This is a genomic window from Nonomuraea angiospora, from assembly GCF_014873145.1.
Classification (GTDB): Bacteria; Actinomycetota; Actinomycetes; order Streptosporangiales; family Streptosporangiaceae; genus Nonomuraea; species Nonomuraea angiospora.
The window spans coordinates 6,544,402-6,557,766 of record NZ_JADBEK010000001.1 but is presented as its reverse complement, the minus strand read 5'-3'; the positions used below and the strand labels follow the sequence as shown (position 1 = coordinate 6,557,766).

Sequence of the window (13,365 nt, the reverse complement as noted above, 5' to 3'; positions counted from 1 at the left end):
GTGGGGCTGTGGGCGTATCTGATGAGTCTTTCCGGGCTACTTGACCTTGTTCGCGCCGACCCGAAACTGACCGCCGCTCTCGAAGAGGGCGGCGACGTCGCGCTGGTGGCGCCCGTCGCGCTGCGGCCGTTCGGCGTGGCCGCGCTGGCCACGCACGACCAGCGGGCCGTGCTGGCGGTGACCGCGACGGGCCGCGAGGCGGAAGACCTCGCCGCCGCGCTGACCAGCCTCATCGAGCCCAGCTCGGTGGCCGTGTTCCCGGCCTGGGAGACGCTGCCGCACGAGCGGCTCTCGCCGCGCAGCGACACCGTGGGGCAGCGGCTGGCGGTGCTGCGGCGGCTGGCGCACCCGATCAAGGGCGACAGCGCGGCCGGGCCGCTCAGCGTGATCGTGGCGCCGATCAGGGCGCTGCTGCAGCCGATCGTGAAGGGGCTCGGCGACCTGGAGCCCATCAGGCTGCGCGCCGGTGACGACGCCGACCTCGACGAGGTCGTCGACCGCCTGGTGACCAACGGCTACCACCGCGTCGACATGGTGGAGAAGCGCGGCGAGGTGGCCGTGCGCGGCGGGCTGCTCGACGTGTTCCCGCCGACCGAGGAGCACCCGCTGCGGCTGGAGTTCTGGGGCGACACGGTCGAGGAGATCCGCTGGTTCAAGGTGGCCGACCAGCGCTCGCTGGAGGCGGCCGAGGAAGGGCTGTTCGCGCCGCCGTGCCGCGAGCTGCTGCTGACCGACGAGGTCCGGGCCCGGGCGGCGGAGCTGGCCGAGGAGCACCCGGCGCTGGCCGAGGTGCTCGACCAGCTCGCCGAGGGCACGCCGGTCGAGGGCATGGAGGCGTTCGCGCCCGTGCTGGCCGGGGAGATGGACCTGCTGCTCGACCACCTGCCGGTCAGGTCCGCGGTGTTCGTGTGCGACCCCGAGCGGATCAGGGGGCGGGCCGAGGAGCTCGTACGCACCTCGCAGGAGTTCCTGGAGGCCTCCTGGATCAACGCGGCGGCCGGCGGCGACGCGCCGATCGACCTGGGCGCGGCGGCGTTCCGCACGCTGGAGGAGATCCGCGACCACGCCGACGCGCTGGGCCAGCCGTGGTGGACGATGGCGCCGTTCGGCGGCGGGGTCGAGCTCGACGCGCAGGACTCCGAGGCCTACCGGGGCGACACCGCCAAGGCGCTGGCCGACATCAAGGGCTGGCTGGCCGACGACAAGGCCGTCGTGCTGCTCAGCGAGGGCCACGGGCCGGCCGAGCGCATGGTCGAGCTGCTCAAGGGCGTCGACGTGCCCGCCAGGCTGCGGCAGTTCCTGGACAAGGCGCCCGAGCCCAAGGTCGTCCACGTCAGCACGGGCCTGATCGAGCACGGCTTCATCACTCCCAACCTGGCCGTGCTCACCCACCTCGACCTGGTCGGGCAGAAGGCCTCCACCAAGGACATGCGGCGCCTGCCGTCGCGCCGCCGCAACATGGTCGACCCGCTCCAGCTCAAGGTCGGCGACCACGTGGTGCACGAGCAGCACGGCGTGGGCCGCTACGTCGAGATGGTCCAGCGCACGGTCCAGGGCGCCACCCGCGAATACCTGGTCATCGAGTACGCCAAGGGCGACCGGCTCTACGTGCCGACCGACCAGCTCGACGAGGTCACCCGCTACGTCGGCGGCGAGGCGCCCACGCTCAACCGCATGGGCGGCGCCGACTGGGCCAAGGCCAAGTCGCGGGCGAAGAAGGCGGTCAAGGAGATCGCGGGGGAGCTGATCAGGCTCTACTCCGCCCGCATGGCCTCGCCGGGTCACGCGTTCGGGATCGACACGCCGTGGCAGCGGGAGATGGAGGACGCCTTCCCGTACGCCGAGACCGGCGACCAGCTGGAGGCCATCGACGAGGTCAAGCGCGACATGGAGCGCGGCGTCCCGATGGACCGGCTGATCTGCGGCGACGTCGGCTACGGCAAGACCGAGATCGCGGTGCGGGCGGCGTTCAAGGCGGTGCAGGACGGCAAGCAGGTGGCCGTGCTGGTGCCGACGACGCTGCTGGTCCAGCAGCACATGTCCACCTTCACCGAGCGCTTCTCCAGCTTCCCCGTCACGCTCAAGCCGGTCTCCCGGTTCCAGACCGACGGCGAGGTCAAGGGCACGCTCGAAGGGCTCAGGTCGGGCGCCGTCGACGTCGTGATCGGCACCCACCGGCTGCTCAGCCCCGAGGTCCGGTTCAAGGACCTGGGGCTGATCATCATCGACGAGGAGCAGCGGTTCGGCGTCGAGCACAAAGAGGCGATGAAGCACCTGCGCACGCAGGTCGACGTGCTGGCCATGTCGGCCACGCCGATCCCGCGCACGCTGGAGATGGGCCTGACCGGCATCCGCGAGATGTCCACGATCCTCACGCCGCCGGAGGAGCGGCACCCGATCCTCACGTTCGTGGGGCCGTACGAGGAGAAGCAGATCGGGGCGGCGATCAGGCGCGAGCTGATGCGCGACGGGCAGATCTTCTTCGTGCACAACCGGGTGGCCTCGATCAACCGCGTGGCCGCGCGGCTGCGCGAGCTGGTGCCCGAGGCGCGCATCGCGGTGGCGCACGGGCAGATGAACGAGCACCAGCTCGAGAAGATCATGGTGGGCTTCTGGGAGCGCGAGTACGACCTGCTGGTCTCCACCACGATCGTCGAGTCCGGGCTCGACGTGCCCAACGCCAACACGCTGATCGTCGACCGGGCCGACAACTACGGCCTGTCGCAGCTGCACCAGCTCCGCGGGCGCGTCGGGCGGGGCAGGGAGCGCGGCTACGCCTACTTCCTCTACCCGCCGGAGAAGCCGCTGACCGAGACCGCCCACGAGCGGCTGGCCACGATCTCGCAGCACACCGAGATGGGCGCGGGCATGTACGTCGCCATGAAGGACCTGGAGATCCGCGGCGCGGGCAACGTGCTGGGGGCCGAGCAGTCCGGGTTCATCGCGGGCGTCGGCTTCGACCTGTACGTGCGGCTGATGGCCGAGGCCGTGCAGGAGCAGAAGGCCAAGCTCGACGGCGGCGAGGCGCGGGAGGAGCAGCCGGACGTCAAGGTCGAGCTGCCGATCAACGCCCACATCCCGCACGACTACGTCACCTCCGAGCGGCTGCGGCTGGAGGCGTACAAGCGGATCGCGGCCATCGCCGGCCCCGCCGACATCGACGAGGTGCGCGCCGAGTTGACCGACCGCTACGGCAAGCCGCCCGCGGAGGTGGAAAACCTGCTGGAGGTGGCCCGCTTCCGGATCAAGGCGCGCCAGGCCGGGCTCACGGACGTGACGCTGCAGGGCCAGAACATCAAGTTCGGCCCCGCCAGGCTGAGGGAGTCGCAGCAGGTCCGGCTCGACCGGCTGTACAAGAAGGCGATATACAAGCAGGCGGCCGAGACGCTGCTGGTGCCGGTGCCCAAGACCAAGCCGCTGGGTGGGCAGCCGCTGCGGGATCTCGACCTGCTCAAATGGTGCGGTGACCTGGTCGAGGCGATGTTCCTCGAGCCAGCGCGGGTAAGCTAGCGGCGGTTTTCGGTCGGAAAGGGACGCACGTGAAGTCGATACGAGTGGCTGTGGCCGCCGCCGCGGTGGGCATCGCGCTGACCGCCTGCTCTTCCCCCATGCAGGCCGGCGCCGCGGCCGTGGTGGGCAAGGAGCGCATCTCGACGGGTCAGCTCAACAGGGACGCGGAGGCCTACAAGGCCGCGCTGAAGCAGAACAAGCTGGATGAGACGGCGCTCGGCGTGCCGGTCACCCAGTACGTGCTCCAGCGGCTGGCCGACATCAGCGCCGCCAGGCAGCTGATGGCGCGCAACAACGTCCAGGTCACCGACAAGGAGATCGACGCCAAGCTCCAGGACCCCGGCCAGTACCAGTCGCCCCAGATCAACCTGCTGGCCCTGGGTGTCGCGCCCAGCTACGCCCGCGACTACGCGCGCACGGCGGTCGGGATGGCCAAGCTGCAGCAGCAGGCCGGCCAGGCCGGGCTCGACAAGCTCCGCCAGGACTTCGCCTCGATCAAGACGACCTTCAACCCCCGCTTCGGCGTGGTCAACACCAACCCGTCGCAGGAGAACCCGTCGCTGTTCGTGGACGCCGGCAGGTTCGGCAAGGCCACCTCGCAGCAGGCGCAGCAGCAGCAGCCGCAGGGCTGAGCCGTGCCGCTGACCGTCGTCACCACCTCGCCCAGGGTCCCGCCGGGCCTGCTGAGCCATCAGGCCTGGCAGGCGCTGCGCTCGGGCCCGGTGCTGACCGGCTCCGCCGCGCATCCGCAGCTGCCCTACCTGGCGGAGGCGGGGGTGACGGTCGAGGTCGTGGAGCCCGACCCGCGCGGGCTGGCCGCGCGGGCCGTCGGCGAGAGCGTGGTGTGGCTCGCCTCGGCCTCCGAGAAGGAGGACGAGGAGTTCATGCGCGCGGTGGGGCACGCCGCGATCGCGCTCGAGGAGCCGCCGGTGATCGAGGTGGTGCCGGGCTCGTACGACCTGCCCGGGGCGCGGGTGCTCGACCTGGTCGCGGTGATGGACCGGCTGCGGACCGAGTGCCCGTGGGACCGCAAGCAGACGCACGAGTCGCTGGTGCCGTACCTGCTCGAAGAGGCGTACGAAGTGCTGGAGACCATCGAGCACGGCGACTACCCGGCACTGCGCGAGGAGCTGGGCGACCTGCTGCTGCAGGTGGTCTTCCACGCGCGGGTGGCCGCGGACTTCGACATGGACGACGTGGCGGCCGGGATCGTCGAGAAGCTGGTGCGCCGCCATCCGCACGTCTTCGGCTCGGTACGCGCGGAGAGCGCCGACGAGGTCAGCGACAACTGGGACGCGATCAAGGCGGCCGAGCGGGCCGCCAAGGGCCGGGAGTCGGCGCTCGACGGCGTGCCCATGGGGCAGCCCGCGCTGTCGCTGGCCGCCCAGCTCCTGCGCCGGGCCGAGCGGGCCGGGGCGCCCGACGCGCTCGCGGCGGCCGTCGGGCAGGGGGTGGCCCGGGAGCTGTTCGACCTGGTCCGCCGGGCCGCGGAGGCCGGTCTCGACGCCGAGGCGGAGCTGCGGGCGGCCGCCCGCGCCTACCGCGACCGGGTGCGCGCCTGGGAATCGGCCTGACCCTCCGGTGCGCGGTGACCGTGCGGTCCCGCGTCCAGGGGTACCGATAGGCTCTGATGGCATATCGCCTTTCACTTAGGAGCGCATCCCGTGGCTACCATCGAGGTCGTATACGCCCGCGAGATCCTCGACTCCCGAGGCAACCCCACGGTCGAGGTCGAGATCGTGCTCGACGACGGCAGCACCGGCCGCGCGGCCGTGCCGAGCGGGGCGTCCACCGGCCAGTTCGAGGCGGTCGAGCTGCGTGACGGCGGCAAGCGTTACGGCGGCAAGGGCGTGGAGAAGGCCGTCCTCGCCGTGACCGACGAGATCTTCGAGGAGATCAACGGCATCGAGGCCGAGGACCAGCGCATCATCGACCAGATCATGATCGACCTGGACCGCACGCCCAACAAGGCCAAGCTCGGCGCCAACGCCATCCTGGGCGTCTCGCTGGCCGTCGCGAAGGCCGCCGCCGACAGCGCCGACCTGCCGCTCTTCCGCTACGTCGGCGGCCCCAACGCCCACGTGCTGCCCGTGCCGATGATGAACATCCTCAACGGCGGCGCACACGCCGACACCAACGTGGACATCCAGGAGTTCATGATCGCGCCGATCGGGGCGGAGACGTTCCGCGAGGCCGTGCGCGTGGGCACGGAGGTCTACCACGCGCTCAAGAGCGTGCTCAAGGAGAAGGGCTACGCCACGGGCCTGGGCGACGAGGGCGGCTTCGCGCCCAACCTGCCGTCCAACCGCGACGCGCTCGACCTGATCCTGGTCGCCATCGAGCGGGCCGGCTACGTGCCGGGCGAGGACGTGGCGCTGGCGCTCGACGTGGCCGCCTCCGAGTTCCACAAGGACGGCGTCTACACGATCGACGGCAAGGGCCTGTCGGCGCAGGAGCTGATCGAGTTCTACGCCGACCTCGTCGCCAACTACCCGCTCGTCTCCATCGAGGACCCGCTCGACGAGGAGGACTGGGCCGGCTGGAAGGCCATCACCGAGGCGCTCGGCGACAAGGTGCAGCTCGTGGGCGACGACCTGTTCGTCACCAACCCCGAGCGGCTGGAGCGCGGCATCAAGGAGGGCACCGCCAACGCCCTGCTGGTCAAGGTCAACCAGATCGGCACGCTGTCGGAGACCCTCGACGCCGTGGACCTGGCCCACCGCAACGGCTACAAGTGCATGATGAGCCACCGCTCCGGCGAGACCGAGGACACGACGATCGCCGACCTGGCGGTGGCGGTCAACTGCGGCCAGATCAAGACCGGCGCCCCGGCCCGTTCTGACCGGGTGGCCAAGTACAACCAGCTGCTGCGCATCGAGGAGCTCCTCGACGACGCCGCCCGCTACGCGGGTCGCGCCGCCTTCCCGCGCTTCCGGCGCTAGATTTTTTGCGAGGGAGCGCCGTCGTTTTCCTCGCCATGGAGGGAGCGCAGCGACCGGAATGGTGAGGAAAGCGACGGCTCCATAGCGACCGAGCCGCCGCCGCGAAGCGGCGGCCATGAGCAGGGGTGCAGCAATTGGCTAAAAGGCCGCAGCTGACCGGGCGGGCCGCCATCCTGGCCGTCGTGGTGTGCGCGATCGCGATGAGCCTGGCCTACCCTGTCCGCGAGTACATCAGCCTGCGCCGCAGCATCGCCGAGCTCCGGGCGGAGAAGGCCAGGGTCGAGGCGGAGAAGCAGACGCTGCTGGCGCGCGACCGGCAGCTCTACGATCCCAACTGGCAGAAGAAGACGGCCAAGGAGCGGCTGTTCTACTGCGGGCCGGGCGAGAAGTGCTACGTGGTGATGGAGCGCCAGCAGGCCAAGGAGCCGGCGGCCGTGCAGCAGCAGCCGGCGCCGCCGCCGTGGTACGAGACGCTCTGGGAGTCGGTGGAGGCCGCCGACAAGGGCACCGGCCGCCGGGCCGTGACGGGGAAGGAAAGTGTTGGACAGTCCTGAGCGCAGGAGCTCGGCCCGGGAGAGCGAGGGACGGGCCGGCGAGGGCCGGAGCGGGCGCGACCATGAGCGCGACGTCGAGACAGTGCGACTGCAGCTCGGGCGGCCGCCCAGGGGGCTGCGCGGGGTGGCGCACCGCTGCCCGTGCGGCAACCCCGACGTGGTGGAGACCGCGCCGAGGCTGCCCGACGGCTCGCCCTTCCCGACTCTCTACTACCTGACCTGCCCCAAGGCGGCCTCGGCCATCGGCACGCTCGAAGGCTCGGGGCTGATGCGGGAGATGCAGGCCCGGCTGGCCACCGATCCCGAGCTGGCCGCCGCCTACCGCGCCGCGCACGACGACTACGTCGCCAGGCGCGACGAGGCGGCGAAGGAGGAGGGCATGGAGCCGCTCCCGCGCGACATGCAGAGCACGGGCGGCATGCCGCTGCGGGTCAAGTGCCTGCACGCGCTCGTCGCGCACGAGCTGGCGGCCCCCGGGAGCAACCCGTTCGGCAGGGAGGCGCTCGACGCCCTCCCCGACTGGTGGAGTGACGGACCATGCGTGTAGCCGCCGTCGACTGCGGCACCAATTCCGTACGCCTGCTCATCGCCGACGTGGGCGACGATCTCATCGACGACGTCGAGCGGCGGATGGAGATCGTCCGCCTCGGCCAGGGCGTCGACAGGACCGGCAGGCTGGCCCCTGACGCCCTTGAGCGCACGTTCAAGGCCATGCGGGTCTACCGGGAGCTGATCGACCGGCACGGCGCCGTCAGGACCCGGGTGGTGGCCACCAGCGCGACCCGCGACGCGGCCAACCGGCAGGAGTTCGTGGACGGGGTCCGCGAGATCTTCGGGGTGGAGCCGGAGGTCGTGTCGGGGGCCGAGGAGGCCGAGCTCTCGTTCGTGGGGGCGACCAAGGGGCTGCTCCGGCTGTCGCCGGAGACCGAGATGCCGCAGGGGCCGCTGCCTCCGTACCTGGTGGTGGACATCGGGGGCGGGTCCACCGAGTTCGTGGTCGGCTCCGAGCACGCCGAGGCGGCGCTGTCGGTGGACATCGGCTGCGTGCGCCTGACCGAGCGGCACCTGAAGGACGCCGGCGACCCGCCCTCCGCGCCCGCGCTGGAGGCCGTGGTGGCCGACATCGAGGCGGCGCTCGACCGGGTCGAGGCGGAGGTGCCCGTACGGCGGGCCCGCACGCTGGTGGGGCTGGCGGGCTCGGTGACGACGGTCGCGGGGATGGTGCTCGATCTGCCCGCTTACGACTCGGCCAGGATTCACCACTCGCGGATTTCGGACAGGCAGGTTCACGAGGTGACGCGGCGGCTGCTGGCGATGACCCATGGTGAGCGTGCCGAGGTCCCGGTGATGCATCCGGGAAGAGTGGACGTGATTGGCGCCGGCGCGCTAATTCTTGACCGGATCGTCCGCCGTTTCGCGTTTTCGCAGGTCGTGGTCAGCGAACACGACATCCTTGACGGTATCGCCTGGTCTATCGCCCGATAGCTGAAGAAATCCGGACATTTCCGGTCTATGGATCATGTTGAGCGTCCATTCAGTATTGTGGTTAGGTAAAGGGGCATTACGGGGGCTTTGCCATATTGCTGTGCGCGGAAGGCGCCGGCGTGGCGACCGTTCCCGAGCGCGTCTCTTCCCTCAAAGGAATGGAGCACTCTCACATGATGTCTGTTGGGTTAGCACGTAAGGCGGCGGCTTTCGGCGCGTCCGCCGCGATGCTGGCCGCCCTGGCCGCGGGCCTGGTCGCCAGCCCCGCCCAGGCGGCGACGGCCGCCACCGCCAAGGCCGCTCCCAAGGTCTCGGTGTCCGCGCCCTCGGTGTCCGCGGGCGACTACGAGGGAACCTGTCCGGTCAAGGTCAACTTCTCGGCCAAGATCAAGGTTCCCGTCAAGGGCAAGACGGAGGTGGCCTACCGCTGGCTCCACGGCGACGGGTCCAAGGGCAAGGTCAACGTGATCAAGCTCAAGGGCAAGGGCACCAAGTCGGTGACGGTCAAGCAGACCATCACCTTCAAGGAGAACGTCAAGGGCTGGGAGGCCGTTCAGGTCCTCGGTCCGAAGAAGGTCACCTCCAAGAAGAGGTACTTCTCCGTCTCCTGCCAGGAGCCTCAGGAGCCCAAGGAGGTGCGTTCGCACCTCGACGTGTCGGTGTCGGCCCGCGCATGGGCCAGCCCCGACTCGTACGAGGGCGTCTGCACCCCCGGCGACAAGATTGACTTCGTCGGTCTGATCGAGACCAACCGCCCGACGCGCGTCCGCTACCGCTGGATTCTCAACGGTGAAGTGGCCGACTACGGCACGGTCAGGGTTCGCGACACGCGCAAGGTCGGCTTCGGCATCTCCCCGCGTCACAGCCAGCGTGGCTGGGCGCAGCTGGAGATCCTGAGCCCCGAGGGCGCCTCCTCCAACCGGGCCTACTACAAGGTCTGGTGCAAGGACCCGGCCCCGGCGCCCGCCCCCAAGGTCTCGGTCTCGGGTGTCTCGAAGGCCGGTGAGCGGTTCGACATGTGCAACGACGGCCGTGGCCCCGGCGTGGACTTCAAGGCCACGCTGACCAGCACCGGTCCCACCACCGTCCAGTACTACTGGGTCGTCAACGGCGTCCGTGACCACAACACGCTGGAGCGTTCGGTCAACGGCAGCCTCGACGTGACCTGGGGCATCGGCGGAGCGCCGAGCTCCACCAAGACGGAGGGCACCGTCGAGCTCGTCGTCGTCAGCCCGAACTCCGCGTCCTCGGGCGTCGCCTCCTACTCGGCGACCTGCCCCCCGAAGTAGGCCGCAGCCTAGGCTGACAGGACCGGGTGGCAACCTTCGCGGGTCGCCACCCGGTTTTCTCGTTGCCACTACTGTGCTTTGCGCAGTAGTGTGCATTACGTGGATAGCAGCCAGCTCCTCAAGGGCGTGCTCGACCTGGCCGTGCTCGCCGTGCTCAACGAGCGCGACGGCTACGGCTACGACGTCGTGCGCCGGCTGAGGGAGGCGGGCCTGGAGGAGGTGGGCGACGCCTCGGTCTACGGCACGCTGCGCCGCCTGTTCAAGGCCGGGGCGCTGACGTCGTACGTCGTCGCCTCGGACGAAGGGCCGCACCGCAAGTACTACGGGCTCAACGAGGCCGGCCGGAGCATGTACGCCACCTCGGCCAAGACCTGGACCTCGTTCTCGGCGACCATGGCAGCCCTGCTCAAGGAGGGACAAGCATGACCCCCGAACAGTACGCGCAGGCCGTACGGGAGGCCCTGGCCGACCATCCCGAGCGCGGCGAGTTACTCGAAGACCTCGACGACCACCTGGCCGAGATCGCGGCGGAGTCGGAGCTGCCGCTGGAGGACCGGCTGGGCCCGCCCGAGGTCTACGCCGAGGAGCTGGCGGCGGCGTACGGAGACCGCCCCGAGAGCGGCGGGAAGCGCCGCATCGACCCGCGGGCGTGGGCGCTGGGCGCGCACACCCGGCTGATGGCCCAGGGGCCGTACCGGAGCTTCGTGGGCTTCCTGCCAGAGCTGCGCCCCGGATGGTGGGTGCTGCGTGGCTACCTGCTGGCCATGCTGCTGCTGGCGCTGACCGGCGAGGGCGGCCTCGTCCCGCCCAACCTGGCCGGCTGGGCCCTGGTCGCGGCAGGCGTCTGGATCTCGGTCTGGCTCGGCAGGGCGCGCAGGGGACGGCTGGCCACGGGCCTCATGGGGGCGCTCAACCTGGTCGCGGCGCTGACGTTGTTCGCCGGGATGGTGGATGCCGCGTCCTACGGCGGCCCCCAGCAGGCGCGCGTCGTCATGGCGAACCCGCAGCCGGTGTGGGTGGACCCGGCGTCGTCCAACGACCGCGTCTACAACATCAAGCCGTACGGCAAGGACGGCACCCCGCTGACTGACGTCTACCTCTACGACCAGGACGGCAAGCCGCTGACCACCAACTTCGAGGACTTCGGATACTCGGTCGACAAGTCGTGCGGGGAGCCCATTCTCAACCGCTACCCGCTGCCGCTGATCGAGGAGCGTGAGGCCTTCGCGCAGGATGAAACCCGCTCGCCGGCGTCCGCCTGCCCGACCCCCTCGCCGACTCCCACTCCCAAGCCCGCCAAATGATCGGGCACCATCGGTGTCATGAGCTTCGTACCTCCTGGCACCGGCTGGCCGGAAGACCCGGCGACCGCTGACACCCCGGTCGCCCTCGACCCCGCGGACGTGCGCCGCCTCGCCGCCACCAGTGACACCCTCGCGGAGCTCACGGCCGGACAGTCCGTCTGCCGTGCCTGTCCCCGCCTGGTGGAGTGGCGCGAGCAGGTCGCCGAGGTGAAGCGGCGCGCGTTCGCGGAGGAGACGTACTGGGGCCGCCCGGTCCCCGGCTGGGGCGCCGAGCGCCCGCGGATCCTGCTGGTCGGCCTGGCCCCGGCCGCCCACGGGGGCAACCGCACGGGGCGGATCTTCACCGGTGACCGCAGCGGCGACTGGCTGTTCGCCTCGCTGCACCGCACCGGCCTGGCCGCGCGGGAGACCAGCACGCACGCCGGGGACGGGCAGCGGCTCATCGACACGCGGGTGCTGGCCTCGGTGCGCTGCGCGCCGCCCGCGAACAAGCCGCTGCCCTCGGAGAAGGCCGCCTGCTTCCCGTGGATGGCGAGGGAGGTGGCGCTGGTGGCGCCGTACGTGCGGGTGGTCGTGGCGCTCGGCGGGTACGCCTGGCAGGCCGTGTGGCCCGCGCTCAAGGACGCCGGCTACGAGCTGCCGCGCACCAGGCCGCCGTTCGGGCACGGGGCCGAGGTGGAGGTCCGCCACTCCGGCGCCCCCGTCACGCTGATCGGCTGCTATCACCCCAGCCAGCAGAACACGTTCACCGGCCGCGTGACCGCCCAGATGCTCGACGACGTCTTCACCAGGGCCAGGTCACTGGCTGTGTGACGCGTTCCACCACCCCCGGGTTGGATTCATCAAGAGCGCTTGACGTAAGCTTGTGAATGCTTTCACAAGCACTCCACGAGGGATGGGGCCTCAGGATGAACAAGCACATCTTGATCGTCGGCGGTGGATACGTCGGCCTGTACACAGCGCTCCGGCTGCAGCGCAGACTCCAGCGGGAGCTGCGCGGCGGCGAGGCACGCATCACGATCATCGACCCCCAGTCCTACATGACCTACCAGCCCTTCTTGCCTGAGGCGGCGGCGGGTAACCTCTCGCCCCGGCACGTGGTGGCGCCGCTGCGGCGGATCCTGCCCAAGGTGCGGATCCTCAACGGCAGGGTCACCAAGGTCGACCACTCCGAGCGCACCGTCACGTTCCAGCCGCCCGAGGGCGCGCCGCGCCAGGTGGCCTACGACGTGATCGTGATGGCCGCCGGATCGATCTCGCGCACGCTGCCCATCCCCGGCCTCACCGACATCGGCATCGGGTTCAAGGCCGTGGGCGAGGCCATCGCCCTGCGCAACCGCGTGCTGCACCTGCTCGACGTGGCCGAGTCGACCGACGACCCGGACGTGCGGCGCAAGGCGCTCACGTTCGTCGTGGTCGGCGCCGGGTTCGCGGGCGTCGAGGCGCTCGCGGAGCTGGAGGACATGGCCAAGGACTCGACGCGCTACTACCGCAACATCAAGCCGTCCGACCTTCGCTGGGTGCTCGTGGAGGCCACGAACCGGGTGCTGCCCGAGGTCGGCCCCGAGATGGGCAGGTGGACCCTGGAGCAGCTGCGCGAGCGCGGCATCGACGTCAAGCTCGAGACGCGCCTGGAGTCCTGCACCGACGGGCACGTGATCCTCTCGGACGGCTCGGAGTTCGACGCGGAGACCCTCGTGTGGACCGCGGGCGTCAAGCCCAGCCCCGTGGTCAACGACAGCGACCTGCCGCTCGACGAGCGCGGCCGGATCAAGTGCACCGCGATGCTCACCGTCGCCGGCACGAACGACGCCTTCGCGGCGGGGGACGCCGCGGGGGTGCCCGACGTCACGAACCCCGGCCAGTACTGCGCCCCGAACGCCCAGCACGCCGTCCGCCAGGCCAAGGTGCTGGCCGACAACATCGTCCGTCACCTGCGTGGTCAGCAACTGGTCGAATACCGCCACAAGTATGTCGGATCGGTTGCCGGTTTGGGCCTTCACCAGGGTGTCGCCAATGTCTATGGCGTCAAGCTTCGCGGATTCCCTGCGTGGTTCATGCACCGGACCTACCATCTGTCGCGGGTGCCGACGCTGAACCGCAAGGTCCGTGTCGTCGTCGATTGGACCCTGGCCCTGTTCTTCAAGCGCGAGACGATCTCGCTGGGTGAGATGGAGCACCCGCGTGAGGACTTCAGGGCCGCGGTCGCGACGACCCGTCGCTAGCCCAGGAACGGCAAGCGCCCCGGCGAACCTCGCCGGGGCGTACTCGGCACCCCTGG

The 13,365-nt window shown here is 70.5% G+C and carries 12 protein-coding genes; all 12 read left to right on the top strand.

The window, feature by feature from the left end; all coding sequences use genetic code 11:
* Window positions 1–21: 21 nt before the first annotated feature.
* The 12 genes from mfd (at window position 22) to H4W80_RS29470 (ending at window position 13,309) form a co-directional block, all read left to right on the top strand.
* Window positions 22–3,510 (top strand): transcription-repair coupling factor, encoded by a 3,489-nt coding sequence (mfd, locus tag H4W80_RS29525; protein ID WP_192788070.1) that lies wholly within the window; start codon window positions 22–24, stop codon window positions 3,508–3,510.
* Window positions 3,511–3,539: 29 nt separating this feature from the next.
* Entirely contained in the window at window positions 3,540–4,142 is a 603-nt protein-coding gene (locus tag H4W80_RS29520; RefSeq protein WP_192788069.1) for a SurA N-terminal domain-containing protein, read from the top strand.
* A gap of 3 nt (window positions 4,143–4,145) precedes the next feature.
* Entirely contained in the window at window positions 4,146–5,084 is a 939-nt protein-coding gene (locus H4W80_RS29515; protein ID WP_192788068.1) for a nucleoside triphosphate pyrophosphohydrolase, read from the top strand.
* Between the two features lie 90 nt (window positions 5,085–5,174).
* Window positions 5,175–6,452 (top strand): phosphopyruvate hydratase, encoded by a 1,278-nt coding sequence (gene eno, locus H4W80_RS29510; protein WP_192788067.1) that lies wholly within the window; start codon window positions 5,175–5,177, stop codon window positions 6,450–6,452.
* 134 nt (window positions 6,453–6,586) lie between these two features.
* Window positions 6,587–7,006, top strand: coding sequence for an FtsB family cell division protein (locus H4W80_RS29505; RefSeq protein WP_192788066.1), 420 nt, complete (start codon window positions 6,587–6,589; stop codon window positions 7,004–7,006).
* An 82-nt stretch (window positions 7,007–7,088) separates the two neighbouring features.
* A complete protein-coding gene (locus H4W80_RS29500) occupies window positions 7,089–7,553 on the top strand; it encodes a DUF501 domain-containing protein (protein ID WP_192793808.1) in 465 nt (154 codons plus the stop codon).
* Complete coding sequence (locus H4W80_RS29495) at window positions 7,544–8,491, top strand: Ppx/GppA phosphatase family protein (RefSeq protein ID WP_192788065.1); 948 nt, start codon at window positions 7,544–7,546, stop codon at window positions 8,489–8,491. The genes H4W80_RS29500 and H4W80_RS29495 overlap by 10 nt, the downstream gene beginning before the upstream one ends.
* A 173-nt stretch (window positions 8,492–8,664) precedes the next feature.
* Window positions 8,665–9,780 carry a hypothetical protein gene (locus H4W80_RS29490; RefSeq protein WP_192788064.1) on the top strand — a complete coding sequence of 372 codons (1,116 nt, stop codon included), beginning with the start codon at window positions 8,665–8,667 and terminating at the stop codon, window positions 9,778–9,780.
* Window positions 9,781–9,879: 99 nt separating this feature from the next.
* Window positions 9,880–10,206 carry a PadR family transcriptional regulator gene (locus H4W80_RS29485; RefSeq protein WP_192788063.1) on the top strand — a complete coding sequence of 109 codons (327 nt, stop codon included), beginning with the start codon at window positions 9,880–9,882 and terminating at the stop codon, window positions 10,204–10,206.
* The gene (locus H4W80_RS29480; protein ID WP_192788062.1) at window positions 10,203–11,084 is read left to right on the top strand and encodes a DUF1700 domain-containing protein; all 882 of its coding nucleotides are present in this window, start codon (window positions 10,203–10,205) and stop codon (window positions 11,082–11,084) included. Before H4W80_RS29485 ends, H4W80_RS29480 begins: the two co-directional genes overlap by 4 nt.
* Window positions 11,085–11,102: 18 nt before the next feature.
* Window positions 11,103–11,897: a uracil-DNA glycosylase gene (locus H4W80_RS29475; protein WP_192788061.1), complete on the top strand. Its 795-nt coding sequence runs from the start codon at window positions 11,103–11,105 to the stop codon at window positions 11,895–11,897.
* Between the two features lie 95 nt (window positions 11,898–11,992).
* Window positions 11,993–13,309, top strand: a complete 1,317-nt coding sequence (locus H4W80_RS29470; protein ID WP_192788060.1) for an NAD(P)/FAD-dependent oxidoreductase — start codon at window positions 11,993–11,995, stop codon at window positions 13,307–13,309.
* Window positions 13,310–13,365 lie beyond the last annotated feature (56 nt).

What these genes read in the sequence shown, in the direction of transcription:
- H4W80_RS29475 (WP_192788061.1), top strand. Translation starts at nt 11,103, where the DNA reads ATGAGCTTCGTACCTCCTGGCACCGGCTGGCCGGAAGACCCGGCGACC.
- H4W80_RS29480 (WP_192788062.1), top strand. Translation starts at nt 10,203, where the DNA reads ATGACCCCCGAACAGTACGCGCAGGCCGTACGGGAGGCCCTGGCCGAC.
- mfd (WP_192788070.1), top strand. Translation starts at nt 22, where the DNA reads ATGAGTCTTTCCGGGCTACTTGACCTTGTTCGCGCCGACCCGAAACTG.
- H4W80_RS29495 (WP_192788065.1), top strand. Translation starts at nt 7,544, where the DNA reads ATGCGTGTAGCCGCCGTCGACTGCGGCACCAATTCCGTACGCCTGCTC.
- H4W80_RS29470 (WP_192788060.1), top strand. Translation starts at nt 11,993, where the DNA reads ATGAACAAGCACATCTTGATCGTCGGCGGTGGATACGTCGGCCTGTAC.
- H4W80_RS29490 (WP_192788064.1), top strand. Translation starts at nt 8,665, where the DNA reads ATGATGTCTGTTGGGTTAGCACGTAAGGCGGCGGCTTTCGGCGCGTCC.